Raw genomic sequence first — 15569 nt, forward strand, 5'->3', positions numbered from 1 at the left:
CGGAATGGCCGCTGCTGTCGTCTTCGGGCTCCGGAACGGATCACTGAGAGCGCTCTCTTGACATGTGTTGCAGCGCACACCACCCTGTCGTGAGAGCGCTCTCTCGGATCTGTACCCACCACCACCCACCCGACCTGAGAGGGGTCCGATACTGATGGGTGTCATTGCGCGCCGCCGCCTCGCGGCGGTGGCCCTCGCCGCCACCACCGCCCTGGTCGTCACCGCCGGCTGCGGCGGCGGCGACACCGCCGAGGACGGCCCGATCGCGCTCACCGTGGACGTGTTCGGCCAGTTCGGCTACGAACAGCTCTACCAGGAGTACATGGCCGCCCACCCGGACGTGAAGATCGTCGAGCGGGGCACCGGCGGCAACCTCGACGAGTACTCGCCGAAGCTCACCCAGTGGCTCGCCGCCGGCAAGGGCGCCGGCGACATCGTCGCCATCGAGGAGGGGCTGCTGGTCGAGTACAAGGCCAACCCGGACAACTTCGTCAACCTGCTCGACCACGGCGCGGCAGAGCTCAAGGGCAACTTCCTGGAGTGGAAGTGGAACCAGGGAATGACCGCCGACGGCAAGCAGTTGATCGGGCTCGGCACCGACGTCGGTGGCATCGCGATGTGCTACCGCAAGGATCTCTTCGCCAAGGCCGGCCTGCCGACCGAGCGTGACGCGGTGTCCAAGCTCTGGCCGACCTGGCAGGACTACATCGCCACCGGCGAGAAGTTCAAGGCCGCGAACACCGGGGCGTCGTTCCTGGACGGGGCCACCAACACCTTCAACACGATCCTGCTCCAGACCGCCGGCAACACCTCGGGCTACAGCTACTACGACACCAGCAACAACCTGGTCGTCGACAGCAACCCGGCGGTGAAGCAGGCCTACGACACCACGGTGGACATCATCGACTCCGGCCTCTCCGGCAAGTACGGCTCCTGGTCGGAGGAGTGGGTCTCCGCGTTCAAGCAGTCGAAGTTCGCCACCATCGCCTGCCCCGCCTGGATGACCGGGGTCATCGAGGGCAACTCCGGGCCGGCCGCCAAGGACAAATGGGACATCGCCAAGGTGCCCGGCAACGGCGGTAACTGGGGCGGATCGTTCCTCGCCGTGCCCAAGCAGAGCGAGCACCGGGCCGAGGCGATCGAGCTGGCCAAGTTCCTCACCAGCGCCAAGGGTCAGATCGGCGCGTTCAAGGCCAAGGGCCCGCTGCCTTCCTCGCCGCAGGCACTCGACGACCCGGCCATCGCGAACGCGACCAACGCGTACCTGTCCGGCGCACCGGTCGGGCAGATCTTCGCCGCCGGCGCGAAGAGCCTGAAGCCGGTCTACATGGGCCCCAAGAACCAGGCCGTGCGCACCGAGGTGGAGAACGCGGTGCGGACCGTCGACCTGGGCCAGCGCAGTCCCGAACAGGGCTGGACCGACGCGGTGACCAACGCGAAGAAGGCCGCCGACAAGTAGCCCGAGCCAGCGGGCGGGCGGGCTCCGGACGCCGGAGTCCCGCCCGCGCCGCGGAGAGGAGTCCCCGGGCATGACCGTCCAGCTCGACGCCCGCCCGCCGGCCGCGCCCGCGCCCGGCCCCCGGCACCGGTCGCGGGAAGGCCGGCTCAGCCGGCTCGACACGCGGTACTCGCCGTACCTCTACATCGCGCCGTTCTTCCTGCTCTTCGCGATCTTCGGGGTGTACCCGCTGGGCTACACCCTCTGGGTCTCGCTGCACGACTGGGACCTGCTCGGCAGCGACCACCCGTTCGTCGGAGCGGAGAACTACACCCGGCTGCTGGCCGATGCCGACTTCTGGCACGCGGTGGTCAACACCCTGGGCATCTTCGTCATCTCGACCGTTCCGCAGCTGCTCGCCGCGCTCTGGTTGGCCAACCTGCTCAACCGGCGGCTCCGGTTCCGCACCGGCTGGCGGATGGCGGTGCTGATCCCCAACGTCACCTCCACCGCCGCGGTGGCGATCGTGTTCGGAGTGCTCTTCGGCCGCGAGTTCGGCATGGTCAACTGGCTGCTCGACGTGGTGGGGCTGGACGCGGTGGACTGGAAGTCCAACCGGGTCGCCTCCTGGGTGGCCATCTCGGCCATGGTCGACTGGCGGTGGACCGGCTACAACGCGCTGATCTTCCTGGCCGCGATGCAGGCCATCCCACGCGACCTCTACGAGTCGGCGGCGATCGACGGGGCGAACCGGGCGCGGCAGTTCTGGTCGATCACCGTGCCGCTGCTGAAACCGACGATCATCTTCTGCGTCATCATCTCCACCATCGGCGGGTTGCAGCTCTTCACCGAGCCCCGGCTCTTCCACTCCGGGACCAACCCGATCCGGGGCGGACCACTGCGCGAATCACAGACGGTGACCATGTACATGTTCGAGAACGCCTTCGCGCCGCACTACAACTTCGGCTACGGCTCGGCGGTCGCCTGGCTGCTCTTCGCCCTGATCGCCGTCGTCGCGGCGATCAACGTACTGGTCATCCGGCGGCTCGGCGGAACGCCGGGCGCCCGAGCGACGAAGCGGGGCCTGCGATGAGCCGCCTCTGGCGGGCGAGCCCGCTGACGTACGGCGCCCTGATCCTCGCCGCGGTCATGTCGATCTTTCCGATCTACTGGATGTTCGTGGTGGCCAGCCGCTCCAGCGACGCCATGGGTCAGGTGCCACCACCGGTCACCCCCGGCGGCAACCTGGGCGCGAACATCGCCCGGCTCTTCGACAACACCGACGCGTACTTCCTGACCGGCCTGATCAACTCGACGATCGTGGCGACCACCGTCACCGTCTCGGTGGTCTTCTTCTCCAGCCTGGCCGGGTTCGCCTTCGCCAAGCTGCGCTTCCGCGGCCGCAACGCGCTGTTGCTGGTGATCATCGCGACCATGATGGTGCCGACCCAGCTCGGCGTCATTCCGCTCTACCTCCTGATGACCAAGCTGAACTGGAACGACCGGCTGCCGGCCGTGATCGTCCCCGCGCTGGTCACCGGGTTCGGGGTGTTCATGATGCGGCAGTACGCGGGCCAGGCGGTCAGCGACGAGCTGATCGAGGCGGCCCGGATGGACGGCTGCGGCACCGCCCGGATCTGGTGGAACGTGGTGGTGCCGGCGCTTCGCCCGGCCGCCGCCGTGCTCGGGCTGCTCACCTTCATGACCACCTGGAACGACTTCCTCTGGCCGTACGCTGTGCTGAACGACCCGGAGAACCCGACCGTTCAGCTCTCCCTGCGGGCGCTCTCGGACGGGTACTACCAGGACATGTCGCAGGTCTTCACCGGGACGGCCCTCGCGACGCTGCCGCTGCTGCTGGTCTTCGTCCTGTTCGGCCGCCAGATCATCGGCGGGATCATGGAAGGTGCGGTCAAGGCGTGACTGAACTCCGATTTCCCGAGAACTTCCTCTGGGGCGCCGCCACCGCCGCGTACCAGATCGAGGGCGCGACCCGCGACGACGGTCGGGGCCCGTCCATCTGGGACACCTTCAGCCGCACCCCGGGGAAGGTGTATCAGGGGCACACCGGGGACGTCGCCTGCGACCACTACCACCGGTACGCCGACGACGTGGCGCTGATGGCCGAGCTGGGGCTGCGGGCGTACCGCTTCTCGGTGGCCTGGCCCCGGATCCAGCCCGACGGCACCGGCCCGGTCAACCCGCGCGGGCTGGACTTCTACGACCGGCTGGTGGACGCCCTGCTCGACCGGGGGATCGACCCGATCGTGACGCTCTACCACTGGGACCTGCCGCAGACCCTGGGTGACCGGGGTGGCTGGACCAACCGGGAGACCGCCGAACACTTCGCCACGTACGCCACCGCGATGTACGCGCGCCTGGGCGACCGGGTGGACGTCTGGACCACGCTCAACGAGCCGTGGTGCTCGGCGTACCTCGGATACGGCAGCGGTGTGCACGCCCCCGGCGAGCAGGACCCGGCTGCCGCCTTCACGGCCGTACACCACCTGCTGCTCGGGCACGGCCTGGCGGCCCGGGCGCTGCGCGCGGCCGGCGCGCGCACCGTCGGGATCACCCTCAATCCGGCCGACATACGCCCCGCGGACGAGGCCAGCGCCGCCGACGCCGCAGCGGTACGCCTGGTCGACGGGCTGCACAACCGGATCTTCCTGGATCCGCTGCTGGCCGGCGGCTACCCGGAGGACGTGCTGGAGCACCTGAGCCGGATCGTCGAGCCGACCTTCATCCGCGACGGCGACGAGAAGCTGATCGCCGCCCCGATCGACCTGCTCGGCATCAACTACTACCAGCCGACCTACGTCGCCGGTCGGCCGGACGGCGCCGGCGGCGGCGGTGGCACGTACCCGGGCACCGACGGCGCGGTGGAGTTCCTGCCGCCGGTCGGGCCGCTCACCGAGATGGGCTGGATGGTGGAGCCGGCCGGGCTGACCCGGCTGCTGGAGCGGATCGCCACCGACTACCCGGGCGTGCCGCTGCTGATCACCGAGAACGGCGCGGCGTACCCGGACAAGCCCGGCACCGACCCGACCGACGGCCCGGGCCAGGTCGCCGACACCGACCGGATCGCCTACCTCGACGGTCACCTGCGCGCGGCGCACGAGGCGATCTCCCGGGGCGTGGATCTCCGCGGTTATCTCGTATGGTCGTTCCTGGACAACTTCGAGTGGGCTGAGGGCTACCGCAAACGGTTCGGGATCGTGCACGTCGACTACCTGAGCCAGCGTCGCACACCGAAGTCCAGCGCCCGGTGGTACCAGGAGGTGATCTCCCGGAACGGGCTGTGACGGGGGGTTGGCGGCGATGACGACGGCGCAACGGCCGACGCTCGAAGAGGTGGCCCGGCGGGCCGGGGTGTCCCGGGCCACCGTTTCGCGGGTGGTGAACGGCTCCACCACGGTGGCCGAACCGATCCGGGAGGCGGTCCAGCGGGCGGTGGCCGAACTGGGCTACGTGCCGAACCTGGCAGCCCGCAGCCTGGTGACCCAGCGGACCGACTCGGTCGCCCTGGTCATGCCCGAGGCGGCCACCCGGGTCTTCTCCGACGACCAGGTCTTCCCCGGCATCATCCGGGGGGTCAGCCAGGAGCTGGAGGCGGCCGACAAGCAGCTGGTGCTGATGCTGGCCGGCTCCCCGGCCGGGCACGCCCGGGTGGAGCGCTACACCACCGGGCGGCACGTCGACGGGGTGCTCTTCGCCTCGCTGCACGGCGCCGACCCACTGCCCGGCACGCTCGCCCGGCTCGGCATCCCCGTGGTGTGCAGCGGTCGCCCGCTCGGCGACGTCCCGGTGCCGTACGTGGACGTCGACCACGTCGGCGGGGTCACCGCGGCGGTACAGCACCTGATCGACACCGGCCGGCGGCGGATCGCCACCATCGCCGGCCCGCAGGACATGGTGGCCGGCATCGAGCGGCTCGCCGGCTACCGGCAGGCGATGGCGGCGGCCGGGCTGCCGGAGCGGGTGGCAACCGGCGACTTCACCCGGGAGTCCGGGGCGGCGGCGATGCGCGAACTGCTCGCCGCCGACCCCGACCTGGACGCGGTCTTCGCCGCCTCCGACCTGATGGCGCACGCGGCGCTGCGTACGCTGCGCGAGGCTGGCCGGCGGGTGCCCCAGGACGTCGCGGTGATCGGCTTCGACGACATCGAGACCGCGGCCTACACCGAGCCGCCGCTGACCACCGTCCGGCAGCCGATCCAGGAAATCGGCCGGCAGATGACCCGGCAGCTGCTCCGGCTGGCGGCCGGCGGGACGATCGAGCCGGCCATGATGCTCCCCACTGAGCTGATCCTGCGCGACTCCGCGTAACCGACGAGCCGACGCCCGACTCCAGCGCGGCCCTCCGCCACCTTCCGGCACGGGCGGGGGCCCTCCTCAGCGAGGAGGGCCCCCACTACAGGGCGGTCGCTCTGGCTTCCGGTAGCCCCGGTCCGTCAGACCTCCGCGTCACGCCGACGGCGTACAGCGATGAGCGCGGCGCCGAGCGCAACCGTGCCGAGGCCGACGATCCCCATCGGGATCAGGCTTCCCGCGGACATGCCGGTGAGCGGCAGTTTGCTCTCGCTCGGAGCGACCGAGGGCGAGGTGGTGGACGTGGCCTCGGCCGACGGCTCGACGGTGGTCGGGACCCCCGCCGCCGGGTCGACCGGCAGCGGCACGGCGGTCGACGGCGCGACCGGCGACGGCACAGCGGCCGACGGGGCCTCCGCCGACGGTACGACCGGCGACGGCACAGCGGTCGACGGGGCCTCCGCCGACGGTACGACCGGCGACGGCACAGCGGTCGACGGGGCCTCCGCCGACGGTACGACCGGCGACGGCGCGACCGCCGACGGCACGACCGGCGACGGCACGGCGGTCGGCACGACGGGTGCTGGCGCCTCCGGCGACGGCACGGCACTCGACGGAATCTCCACCGCCGGGTCGACCGGCAGCGGCACGACCGGCGACGAAGCCTCCGCCGACGGCACGACCGGCGACGGCACGGCGGTCGGCACGACGGGTGCCGGCGCTTCCGCCGACGGCGCGACCGGCGACGGCGCGGTCGTCGGCTGGGTGCTGGCCGCACACGTACGGATGTGCATCGAGACGGCGGCCTCCCCCGTTATCACCGCGCTGGCGTCGGTCAGCGTCCACCCGGCGGGCAGCCGGATCCACGCTTTGCTGCTGCCCTGGTCGTTGACGATGGCCCCGCCGTCGGCCGGCATGGTCCGGGTCACCGTGCCTTCGTTCGGGCCGCTCCACGTGCCCGTCACGGTGACGAACTGGCCCGCAGTCGACATGCGCAACAGGTCGAAGACCCAGACGTCCTCGTCGGGGAACGGCCCGCCCCCGAGGTTGAGGTCACAGTCCTGGATGGAGCCGACCGCGGCGGTGGGCACGTAGCCGGGGCTGACGTCGATCGTGCCCAGTGCGGATGGCTCGACCGGCTGGGCCTGGGCGGCGCCCGCCGCGCCGACCAGAAACGAACCGGCGGTCGCCCCGGTAGCTATCAGCCTGACAAGTTCTGCTCTCACGATTCCCCCATGATCTTGAAGACACACCTGCTATCTCACGTTCGTACCAAAAATGAAAAATAATCCGCTTCGTGCAGAACATGTAGCTTTTACGGATTTTGGCCCTCGATGGGAACCATGGCCCGTCCGTCGCCGGCCCCCACCCTTCGGCCCCGCGGCGGCCGTAAATCGGTCGAACGGCTGTCGCGCCCGGGCTAGCGTCGGGCGGTGCCGACCCCCGCGAGCCTGATCCCCGTCCCCGCGCTCTCCGATACCGCCGAGTACGCCTACGCGGCCACCGTCGAGCCGCCAGCCCGGCTCGTCTTCACCGCTGGCGCCTGCCCGCTGGACGCCGACGGCGCCACCGTCGCCCCGGGCGACCACGCCGCCCAGGCCCGACAGGTGATGGCCAACCTGGAGACCGCCCTCGCGGCGGCCGGCGCACGGCTCACCGACGTGGTCAAGACCACCGTCTATGTGGCGTCGTCACGGCAGGCGGACCTGGTCACGGTCTGGCAGGTGGTCCGGGACGCGTTCGGCGACCACGAACCACCCAGCACCCTGCTCGGGGTGGCCGTGCTCGGCTACCCCGACCAGCTGGTCGAGGTCGAGGCGGTCGCGGCGGTGCGCAATGGCTGACTTTCGGATCCGGACCGCCACTCCCGACGACGCACCCGGCGTGGTCGCGCTGCGCACGCTGGTCCACCCGTACCTGGTGCGCGGGGTGGCGTCGACCCGGCTGATGATCGCCGAGCCCCCGCCCGGCGAGGAGTGGGCGGCGTTCGTCGCCGAAGTCGGCGACCGAGTGGTGGGCTGGGTGTCGGCGTACCGCAACATCCGGACGTCCGAGGCCGATTTCGGCGAACTCTCGCTGCTGCACGTCGACCCGGAGCAGCGGCGCCAGGGGGTCGGCGAGGCGCTGCTGGGCGAGGCGCTGGGCCACCTGCGCCACCTCGGGGTACGCCGGGTCCGCACCTGGGCGCAACCGGAGGCGCTGCCCTTCGCCCGCCGGCACGGCTTCACGCCCAGCCGGGAACTGCGCTACTCGGCGCTCGACCTGCGTCCCGCGCCGCCGATGCCGACGGCGCCCCCGGGCGTACGGCTGCTGCCGCTGGGCGAGGTGGACCCGCACCGGATGTACCGGGCCGAGATCGCCACGGCCGCCGACGAACCGGGCGACGTGGCCTCCGACGCGATCAGCTACGAGGTCTGGCAGTACGACGTCTGGCAGAACCTCGGCCTGGACAAGGCGGCCAGCACGGCCGTCGAGGTGGACGGCGAACTGGTGGCGTTCAGTGTGGTCAAGCGGGACGGCGACCGGATGTGGTCGGACTACACCGGCACCCTGCCCGAGCACCGCGGGCGTGGCCTCGCCCAGCTGGCCAAACAGGCGGCCCTGCACCGGGCCGCCGCCGGTGGGGTGCGGATGGCGTACACCTCGAACGACGAGGCGAACGCGCCGATGCTGGCGATCAACGCCCGGCTCGGCTACCGGCCGGTGGCCGCCCAGTGGTCCTGCCTCGCCGACCTGACCTGAGTTGACTCCGGTCAGCACCCGCCGTCAGCCGGCGAGCACCTGCTCGGCGATCCGGTGGGTTTCGGCGCCGAAGAGCACCAGCCGGGCCTGCGTGACGGTGGCCGGCGCGGCGGCCCGCAGCACCGTCAGCGCCTGCCGGACGGCGTCGTCCACCGGCCAGCCGTAGATGCCGGCGGAGACGAGCGGGAAGGCCACCGTCGCCGCCGCCAGCTCGTCGGCCACTCGCAGGCTGTTCGCGTAGCAGTCGCGCAGCAGCTCCGCGCGGTCCTCGGTGGCGGACCAGACCGGCCCGACGGTGTGGATCACCCAGCGGGCCGGCAGGTCGCCCGCCGTGGTGGCCACCGCCTGCCCGGTCGGCAGGCCGCGGCCGTACCGGGACGCACGTAGCGCCCGGCAATCGGCCAGGATGGCCGGCCCACCCCTGCGGTGGATCGCGCCGTCCACCCCGCCACCGCCGAGCAGCGAGGAGTTCGCGGCGTTCACGATCGCGTCCACCCGCTGGGTGGTGATGTCCCCCTCGACCAGGCTGATCTCCACGTCACCGCTCCTCGACCGGCTCGCCGGACGACCGCCGGTCCTCGATCGGCTGGCCGAGCGACCGCCGGGCCAGCAGGGTCGCGCCGGCCACCGCGGCCGGCATGATCAGTACGGCGCCCAGCGGGATCAGGAAGCAGAGGAAGACCGCCACCCCGAAGCCGAGCGCGGTCGGCCGGTCCGCCTTCAGCAGCGCGCGGCGCTGCGGCAGTCGCATCCCGCGCCGGTAAAAGGGCGCGCCGACCAGCTCGACGGCGAGGAACCAGCCGCCCACCGCGGCCCCGATCACCGGGACCACCGTCTGGCCGACCACCGGAATGAAACCGGCGACGAAGAGCGGGATGCCGACCAGGGCGGTGAGCGCCACCAGGCGTACCGAGTCGGCCATGCTGCGGCGGAGCGACGACCAGAACGGCACGTCGACCGCGCCGGGCGTGCCGCCGTACCGCTCCTCCACCCGCTCGGAGATCTTCTCGTAGAACGGGTCCCCGATCACCAGGGTGACCGCGGTGAAGGTGAGCACGCCGAGCAGCCCACCGAGCCCCAGGAAGGCCAGCCCGGCGATCACCCGGACCACGCTGCGCCGGGTGGTCGACCAGTCGTCGGCGAACGGGGTCACCAGCGCCGCCAGGTCGTCCACGAACCACACCAGGGCGGCGAGCGCGCCGAGGAAGAGCGCGCCGGAGATCAGCGCCGGCACGACGCCGAGCAGCATCAGGCCGGGGCTGCGCACGTAGAGACCGAGGCCGCGCAGGAGCAGTCCCGCTCCGGCGAGGAAGCGACCGAGGGCCCCGGTGACCGGGCGGGCGATGCTGCTGACGTCCACGATCGAAGAGCCTAGTTGCCCCCGGCACATCAACCGGTTGGTGGATCGCCGGGGTCAACCGCGGCCGCTGGAGATCACCAACGGCCGGTCGATCCTCCGCCGGCCCGCCGCCGCCACGCTGAAGAGGTACGGCTACGACGGCGAAAGGCGGCGCGATGGCGGTCATCGAGGTGACCAGTCTGCACAAGCGGTACGGCGACCTGGTGGCCGTGGACGACGTGTCGTTCACGGTGGCGACCGGGGAGATCTTCGGGGTGCTCGGCCCGAACGGCGCCGGCAAGACCACCACCGTGGAGTGTGTCGCCGGACTCCGCGTCCCTGACGGGGGCGGGGTGTCGGTCCTCGGGCTCGACCCCCGCCGGGACGCGACCCGGCTGCGCCAGCTGGTCGGGGTGCAGCTGCAGGAGAGTCAGCTGCCCGACCGGCTCCGGGTCGCCGAGGCGCTGGAGCTCTACGCGTCGTTCTACCGCGACCCGGCCGACCCGGCCCGGCTGATGGACGAGCTGGGCCTGGGCGAGAAGCGGAACACCCCGTACAAGAAGCTCTCCGGTGGTCAGAAGCAGCGGCTCTCCATCGCGCTGGCCCTGGTCGGCAACCCGAAGATCGCCATCCTGGACGAGCTGACCACCGGGCTGGATCCGCAGGCCCGGCGGGAGACCTGGGGCCTCATCGAACGGGTCCGGGACACCGGCGTGACGATCGTGCTGGTCACCCACTTCATGGAGGAGGCCGAGCGGCTCTGCGACCGCGTCGCGGTGATCGACCGCGGCCGGGTCGTCGCGCTGGACAGCCCCGCCGGCCTGGTGTCCACGGTGGTCCCGGAGCAGCGGGTCCGGTTCCGGCCGGCCACGCCGCTGGACGACGCGCTGCTGACCGACCTGGCCGAGGTGAGAGCCGTCACCCGTACCGGCAGTCAGGTGCTGGTGACCGGCACCGGCGACCTGCTGCACGCGGTCACCTCGGTGCTTGCCCGCAACCAGATCGTCGCCGCCGACCTGCGGCTGGAACAGTCCACCCTCGACGATGCCTTCGTCGAGCTGACCGGGCACCGCCCCGCCGACTGAAGAGGAAGCCAGCATGCACGCCTTCCGTCAGATCCTGCGGATCGAGACGCGGCTCTACCTGCGGGACCTGCCGACGCTGCTGACCACCGTCGGGCTGCCCACCCTGATCCTGGTGGTGCTCGGACTGATCCCCGCACTGCGGAAACCGGACCCGAACTTCGACGGGCAGACTTTCGTCAGCTACTTCGCCCCGTCGCTGCTGGTGGTCACGCTGGCGATGGTCGCGGTGAACGTCCTGCCCGCCGTGCTCGCCACCTACCGGGAACGGGGCGTGCTGCGCCGGCTGGCGACCACGCCGGCGAGCCCGGGGGCGCTGCTCGCGGCCCAGCTGGTGCTGGCGCTGGCCGGCATCCTGGTCAGCGCGCTGCTGGTCATCCTGGTCGCCCGGCTGGCCTTCGGGGTGCCGCTGCCCCGGCACCCTCTCGGCTTCAGCGTGGCCTTCGTCCTGGGCACGGCGGCCCTGCTGGCGCTGGGCCTGCTGATCGCCGCGGTCGCCCGGACTTCCAAGGCCGCCCAGGCCCTGGCGGTGCCGCTGTTCCTGGTCACGATGTTCTTCGGCGGGGTCTACCTGCCCCGGTTCCTGCTCCCGGACTTCCTCGCCCGGATCGGGGACTACACGCCACCCGGGGTGCAGGCGCTGCTCGACGCCTGGACCGGCACCCCGCCGCGCCCGCTGCACCTGGCGATAATGGCGGTGGTCGCGGTGGCCGCCGGTGCGACCGCCGCGAAACTCTTCCGCTGGGAGTGAGCGAAGACCGATGACCAGCACCGCGGAACAGGTCGACCGGCTGGCCGTGTGGGAGGCGCGCGAGGCGAGCCTCTACCGGGTCGTGCCCTACCTCGGGCTGCTCGTCGGGACGGTGCTGGCACGCTTCGCGCCGGCCCCGGGCAGCCTGCCGTTCCCGCCGACCCTGGCCGTCGCCGTGGCGGCCGGCTGCTGGGTCGCCTGGTTCATCACCCTGCACCCGCAGTGGATCCACCGGCAGGCGCTGATGGCGGTCTACTACGTCGGACTGCTCATCTCCAGCGCCGTGCTGGTGGTGGCCAGCCCGTGGTACGGCTTCTTCGCCTGGGTCGGTTTCGTGCACGCGTTCCTCCTGCTCCCCGGCCGGTGGCGGTTCGCCGGAGTGGCCGTGACCGGCGTGCTGGTCGCCACCGCGCAGAGCGCCGGCCCACCCACCTCGGCGTCGCACTGGCTGCTCTGGTCGGTGCTGGTGCTGTTCAACGCCGGGGCCGCCGGCGCGGTGAGCTGGTTCGGCACGGTCACCGAGCGGCAGAACGCCAACCGCAAGCTGCTGGTGGAGGAGTTGGCCGAGGCGAACCGGAGGCTCGCCGACACGGCCCGGGAGAACGTCGGGCTGCACGCCCAACTGCTCACCCAGGCCCGGGAGGCGGGCGTGCTGGACGAGCGGCAGCGGATGGCGCGGGAGATCCACGACACCCTGGCCCAGGGCCTGACCGGCATCATCACCCAGCTCGAGGCGGCCGAGCAGACCCGGGACCGCTCGGACGACTGGCGTCGGCACGTGGACAACGCGCTGGCCCTGGCCCGGGAGAGCCTCACCGAGGCCCGCCGTTCGGTGCGGGCGGTCCGCCCGGAATCGCTGGAGACCGCCCGGCTGCCGGACGCCCTCGCCGAGCTGGGCGGACGCTGGTCGGCCCTGCATCAGGTACCCGCCGAGGTCAGCACCACCGGCACGCCCCGCCCACTGCACCCGGAGGTCGAGGTCACCCTGCTGCGGGCCGCCCAGGAGGCGCTGGCCAACGTGGCCCGGCACGCCAAGGCCTCCCGGGTCGGGCTGACCCTGTCGTACATGACGGACGTGGTCACCCTCGACGTCCGCGACGACGGGACGGGCTTCGACGTCACCGACCGGCCGACGTCCCGGGAACCGGACGGCGGCTTCGGGCTGACCGCGATGCGGCAGCGGGTGACCCGAGTCGGCGGCGAGTTGGCCGTCGAGTCCGAGCCCGGTTTCGGCACCGCCGTCTCGGCGACCGTCCCCGCGCTCCCCGGAGGTGCCGGTTGACCGACCCCGTACGGCTGCTGATCGTCGACGACCATCCGGTGGTCCGGGACGGGCTGCGCGGCATGTTCACCGGCGACCCCGGGTTCGAGGTGGTCGGTGAGGCCGCGGACGGGGCCGAGGCGCTGGCCCTCGCCGCCGCGCTCCGCCCGGACGTGGTGCTGATGGACCTGCGGATGCCCGGGATGGACGGGGTGACCGCCATCGGCCGGCTGGCCCGCTCCGGCAGCATGTCCCGGGTGCTGGTGCTGACCACCTACGACACCGACGCCGACGTGCTGCCGGCGATCGAGGCCGGCGCCACCGGTTACCTGCTCAAGGACGCACCCCGTGAGGAGCTGGTCCGGGCGGTGCGGGCCGCCGCCCGGGGCGAGTCGGTGCTCTCGCCGAGCGTGGCCGGCCGGCTGATGGGGCGGCTGCGTTCGCCGGCCGAGGAGCCGCTCAGCCAGCGCGAGCTGGAGGTGCTCACCCTGGTGGCCCGCGGCTCTTCGAACCGGGAGACCGCCGCCCGGCTCTTCATCAGCGAGGCAACCGTCAAGACGCACCTGCTGCACGTGTACGCCAAGCTCGGGGTCAACGACCGGGCCGCGGCGGTGGCCGCCGCGTACGACCGGGGCCTGCTCACCCCCGGCGGGCGGTGACCGGGGCAGGATGGACCGGTGCGGGCGTCCCGGTTGATCTCGTTGGTGCTGCTCCTCCAGTCTCGGGAGACGATGACCGCGGCCGAGCTGGCCCGGGAGCTGGAAGTCTCCGAGCGGACCGTCTACCGGGACGTGCTCGCGCTCTCCGCCGCCGGGGTGCCGGTCTACGCCGACCGGGGGCGGGCCGGCGGCTACCGGCTGCTCGGCGGCTACCGGACCCGGCTGACCGGGCTGACCCGGGACGAGGCGGAGGCGCTCTTCCTCGCCGGGCTGCCCGGGCCGGCCGGCGACATGGGGCTGACCGACGCACTCGCCGCCGCCGAGCTGAAGGTGCTGGCCGCCCTGCCGCCCGCGCTGCGGGACGCGCCGGCCCGCGCCGGTCAGCGGTTCCACCTGGACGTGCCCGGCTGGTTCCGGGAGGCCGGGCCGCCGCCGTGGCTCAGCGAGCTGGCCGGCGCGGTCTGGCGGGACCGGGTGGTCGAGCTGCGCTACCGGCGGGGCGACCGCGAGGTCGACCGCACGGTCCGGCCGTACGGGCTCGTGCTCAAGAGCGGGGTCTGGTATCTGGTCGGCCGGATCGGCGACGACGCGCGCACCTACCGGGTGGACCGGGTGACCGGGGTCGAGGTGAGCACCGAGGGCTTCGACCGGGACGAAGGCTTCGACCTGGCCCGGTACTGGCGGGAGCAGGCCGGGGCGTTCCTGCGCACCATGCTGCGCGACCAGGTCACCGTCCGGCTCGGGCCCGCCGGGCTGCGTCAGCTCCGGCACCTGGTGGACGCCCCCTTCGTGTACGAGGAGGCGGTGGCCGCCGCCGAGGGGCCCGACGGGCAGGGCCGGCTGGTGCTGCGCCTGCCCGTCGAGTCCGTGCAGGTGGCATACCACCAACTGCTCTCGCTCGGCCCGGAGGTGGAGGTGCTCGACCCGCCCGAGCTGCGGGAGCTGATGGCCGGGGCCGCCGAGCGGATGGGCCGGCTCTACGCCGACCCGGGCCCGGCCGACCCCGGCCCGCCGGATCAGCGGTAACCGGTGTCGTCGGCCGCCTTGCCGACCGCGACCACCTCGTCGTGATAGCGCGCCCACTCGGGTCGGGTGCCGTCGAGGTCGGTGAAGCCGTACACCTGGGACAGCCCGCCGCTGTCCACGGACTGGCCGTGCCAGCGGGCCCGGTCCGGGTCGGCGGCGAGGGCCGCGACCGCGCGACCGACGAAGGCCGGCGTCTCCGACATGACGAAGTGCGGTTCCTTCGCCGCGCCGGCACGCCAGTTCTCCTCGGTGACCCCGAAGTGCTCGAGCATCGCCTCCGATCGCAGCCAGCCAGGGGTGAGTGCGACCGACGTGCCACCGTGCGGCGCCAGCTCGTGCGCCCAGATGAACCCGAGCCGGTTGACCGAGACCTTGGCCAGGTCGTAGAAGACCGAGAGCCGGTACGTCTGGTCGTTGTACGCCTTCGTGCCGTCGCCGATCTCCACCACCAGACCGCCGGGCCGGCGGATGAGCAGGGGCAGCGCGAAGTGGCTGGTGATGATGTGTGTGTCGATGGCCAGCCGCAGGGTCCGGAAGCCGGCGTCCAGCGGTTGCTCCCAGACCGGCTTCTCCCAGGTGATCAGCGGATCGCCGCCCCAGATGTCGTTCACCAGCACGTCGAGGCGACCCTGCTCGGCGTCGATCCGGGCGACCAGGTCCCGGACCTGCTCGGCGACCAGATGGTCCACCACGACGGCGATGCCCGTGCCGCCGGCCGCGGTGACCAGCTCGGCGGTCTCCTCGATGGTCTCCGGCCGGTCCATCTCCGAGCGGCCGGCCCGGCTGCTGCGGCCGGTGGCGTAGACGGTGGCCCCGGCCGCGCCGAGCTGGACGGCGATCTGCCGGCCCGCGCCCCGGGTCGCCCCGGCGACCAGCGCGACCTTTCCTGTCAGCGGTTTCGTCATGGGTCCGAGGCTGTCACCGATACCTGACAGCCGAAGTCCAGTTTTCGGATCGGGT

16 protein-coding genes are annotated in these 15569 nt (G+C 72.3%); 12 read left to right on the forward strand and 4 right to left on the reverse strand.

Features of this window, described 5'->3' with window-relative positions; all coding sequences use genetic code 11:
- The first annotated feature begins 154 nt into the window (after positions 1 to 154).
- The 5 genes from ACIBBA_RS01855 to ACIBBA_RS01875 all read left to right on the forward strand — a co-directional run bounded on the left by ACIBBA_RS01855 (position 155) and on the right by ACIBBA_RS01875 (position 5767).
- Positions 155 to 1459 (forward strand): ABC transporter substrate-binding protein, encoded by a 1305-nt coding sequence (locus ACIBBA_RS01855; protein WP_396692799.1) that lies wholly within the window; start codon positions 155 to 157, stop codon positions 1457 to 1459.
- Between the two features lie 70 nt (positions 1460 to 1529).
- Entirely contained in the window at positions 1530 to 2531 is a 1002-nt protein-coding gene (locus tag ACIBBA_RS01860; protein ID WP_396692801.1) for a carbohydrate ABC transporter permease, read from the forward strand.
- Positions 2528 to 3361, forward strand: a complete 834-nt coding sequence (locus tag ACIBBA_RS01865; protein ID WP_350875740.1) for a carbohydrate ABC transporter permease — start codon at positions 2528 to 2530, stop codon at positions 3359 to 3361. Before ACIBBA_RS01860 ends, ACIBBA_RS01865 begins: the two co-directional genes overlap by 4 nt.
- Positions 3358 to 4743 carry a GH1 family beta-glucosidase gene (locus tag ACIBBA_RS01870; RefSeq protein ID WP_396692803.1) on the forward strand — a complete coding sequence of 462 codons (1386 nt, stop codon included), beginning with the start codon at positions 3358 to 3360 and terminating at the stop codon, positions 4741 to 4743. Before ACIBBA_RS01865 ends, ACIBBA_RS01870 begins: the two co-directional genes overlap by 4 nt.
- Before the next feature lie 16 nt (positions 4744 to 4759).
- On the forward strand, positions 4760 to 5767 hold the full coding sequence (locus ACIBBA_RS01875) for a LacI family DNA-binding transcriptional regulator (protein ID WP_396692805.1): 1008 nt from the start codon (positions 4760 to 4762) through the stop codon (positions 5765 to 5767).
- Between the two features lie 125 nt (positions 5768 to 5892).
- Here the strand turns inward: ACIBBA_RS01875 and ACIBBA_RS01880 are convergent, their stop codons facing one another.
- Positions 5893 to 6975, reverse strand: coding sequence for a hypothetical protein (locus tag ACIBBA_RS01880; protein WP_396692807.1), 1083 nt, complete (start codon positions 6973 to 6975; stop codon positions 5893 to 5895).
- A 207-nt stretch (positions 6976 to 7182) separates the two neighbouring features.
- On the opposite strand from ACIBBA_RS01880, the gene ACIBBA_RS01885 reads away from it, so the two are divergent.
- Together ACIBBA_RS01885 and ACIBBA_RS01890 are read left to right on the forward strand one after the other, a co-directional pair.
- Positions 7183 to 7593: a RidA family protein gene (locus tag ACIBBA_RS01885; RefSeq protein ID WP_396692809.1), complete on the forward strand. Its 411-nt coding sequence runs from the start codon at positions 7183 to 7185 to the stop codon at positions 7591 to 7593.
- Positions 7586 to 8491, forward strand: coding sequence for a GNAT family N-acetyltransferase (locus tag ACIBBA_RS01890; RefSeq protein WP_396692811.1), 906 nt, complete (start codon positions 7586 to 7588; stop codon positions 8489 to 8491). Before ACIBBA_RS01885 ends, ACIBBA_RS01890 begins: the two co-directional genes overlap by 8 nt.
- Before the next feature lie 24 nt (positions 8492 to 8515).
- On the opposite strand, the gene ACIBBA_RS01895 is transcribed toward ACIBBA_RS01890, so the two are convergent.
- Together ACIBBA_RS01895 and ACIBBA_RS01900 are read right to left on the reverse strand one after the other, a co-directional pair.
- Entirely contained in the window at positions 8516 to 9028 is a 513-nt protein-coding gene (locus ACIBBA_RS01895) for an O-acetyl-ADP-ribose deacetylase (RefSeq protein WP_396692813.1), read from the reverse strand.
- 1 nt (position 9029) lies between these two features.
- Positions 9030 to 9881 carry an EI24 domain-containing protein gene (locus tag ACIBBA_RS01900; RefSeq protein WP_396692815.1) on the reverse strand — a complete coding sequence of 284 codons (852 nt, stop codon included), beginning with the start codon at positions 9879 to 9881 and terminating at the stop codon, positions 9030 to 9032.
- Between the two features lie 125 nt (positions 9882 to 10006).
- Between ACIBBA_RS01900 and ACIBBA_RS01905 the strand changes: the two genes are divergently transcribed.
- Genes ACIBBA_RS01905 through ACIBBA_RS01925 form a run of 5 tightly spaced genes read left to right on the forward strand, consistent with a single transcriptional unit; the run spans position 10007 to position 14609 of the window.
- Entirely contained in the window at positions 10007 to 10915 is a 909-nt protein-coding gene (locus tag ACIBBA_RS01905) for an ABC transporter ATP-binding protein (RefSeq protein ID WP_396692817.1), read from the forward strand.
- Positions 10916 to 10928: 13 nt separating this feature from the next.
- A complete protein-coding gene (locus ACIBBA_RS01910; protein ID WP_396692819.1) occupies positions 10929 to 11663 on the forward strand; it encodes an ABC transporter permease in 735 nt (244 codons plus the stop codon).
- A gap of 10 nt (positions 11664 to 11673) precedes the next feature.
- On the forward strand, positions 11674 to 12945 hold the full coding sequence (locus tag ACIBBA_RS01915) for a sensor histidine kinase (RefSeq protein WP_396692821.1): 1272 nt from the start codon (positions 11674 to 11676) through the stop codon (positions 12943 to 12945).
- Entirely contained in the window at positions 12942 to 13583 is a 642-nt protein-coding gene (locus ACIBBA_RS01920) for a response regulator (protein WP_396692823.1), read from the forward strand. Before ACIBBA_RS01915 ends, ACIBBA_RS01920 begins: the two co-directional genes overlap by 4 nt.
- Positions 13584 to 13601: 18 nt before the next feature.
- The gene (locus ACIBBA_RS01925; protein WP_396692825.1) at positions 13602 to 14609 is read left to right on the forward strand and encodes a helix-turn-helix transcriptional regulator; all 1008 of its coding nucleotides are present in this window, start codon (positions 13602 to 13604) and stop codon (positions 14607 to 14609) included.
- Here the strand turns inward: ACIBBA_RS01925 and ACIBBA_RS01930 are convergent.
- The gene (locus tag ACIBBA_RS01930; protein WP_396692826.1) at positions 14600 to 15514 is read right to left on the reverse strand and encodes an SDR family oxidoreductase; all 915 of its coding nucleotides are present in this window, start codon (positions 15512 to 15514) and stop codon (positions 14600 to 14602) included. The genes ACIBBA_RS01925 and ACIBBA_RS01930 overlap by 10 nt on opposite strands.
- Positions 15515 to 15569 lie beyond the last annotated feature (55 nt).

The sequence above is a fragment of the Micromonospora sp. NPDC051006 genome (genome assembly GCF_044456245.1).
Lineage (GTDB): Bacteria > Actinomycetota > Actinomycetes > Mycobacteriales > Micromonosporaceae > Micromonospora.

What these genes read in the sequence shown, in the direction of transcription:
- ACIBBA_RS01855 (WP_396692799.1), top strand. Translation starts at nt 155, where the DNA reads ATGGGTGTCATTGCGCGCCGCCGCCTCGCGGCGGTGGCCCTCGCCGCC.
- ACIBBA_RS01860 (WP_396692801.1), top strand. Translation starts at nt 1,530, where the DNA reads ATGACCGTCCAGCTCGACGCCCGCCCGCCGGCCGCGCCCGCGCCCGGC.
- ACIBBA_RS01865 (WP_350875740.1), top strand. Translation starts at nt 2,528, where the DNA reads ATGAGCCGCCTCTGGCGGGCGAGCCCGCTGACGTACGGCGCCCTGATC.
- ACIBBA_RS01875 (WP_396692805.1), top strand. Translation starts at nt 4,760, where the DNA reads ATGACGACGGCGCAACGGCCGACGCTCGAAGAGGTGGCCCGGCGGGCC.
- ACIBBA_RS01890 (WP_396692811.1), top strand. Translation starts at nt 7,586, where the DNA reads ATGGCTGACTTTCGGATCCGGACCGCCACTCCCGACGACGCACCCGGC.
- ACIBBA_RS01900 (WP_396692815.1), bottom strand. Translation starts at nt 9,881, where the DNA reads ATGTGCCGGGGGCAACTAGGCTCTTCGATCGTGGACGTCAGCAGCATC.
- ACIBBA_RS01905 (WP_396692817.1), top strand. Translation starts at nt 10,007, where the DNA reads ATGGCGGTCATCGAGGTGACCAGTCTGCACAAGCGGTACGGCGACCTG.
- ACIBBA_RS01910 (WP_396692819.1), top strand. Translation starts at nt 10,929, where the DNA reads ATGCACGCCTTCCGTCAGATCCTGCGGATCGAGACGCGGCTCTACCTG.
- ACIBBA_RS01915 (WP_396692821.1), top strand. Translation starts at nt 11,674, where the DNA reads ATGACCAGCACCGCGGAACAGGTCGACCGGCTGGCCGTGTGGGAGGCG.
- ACIBBA_RS01930 (WP_396692826.1), bottom strand. Translation starts at nt 15,514, where the DNA reads ATGACGAAACCGCTGACAGGAAAGGTCGCGCTGGTCGCCGGGGCGACC.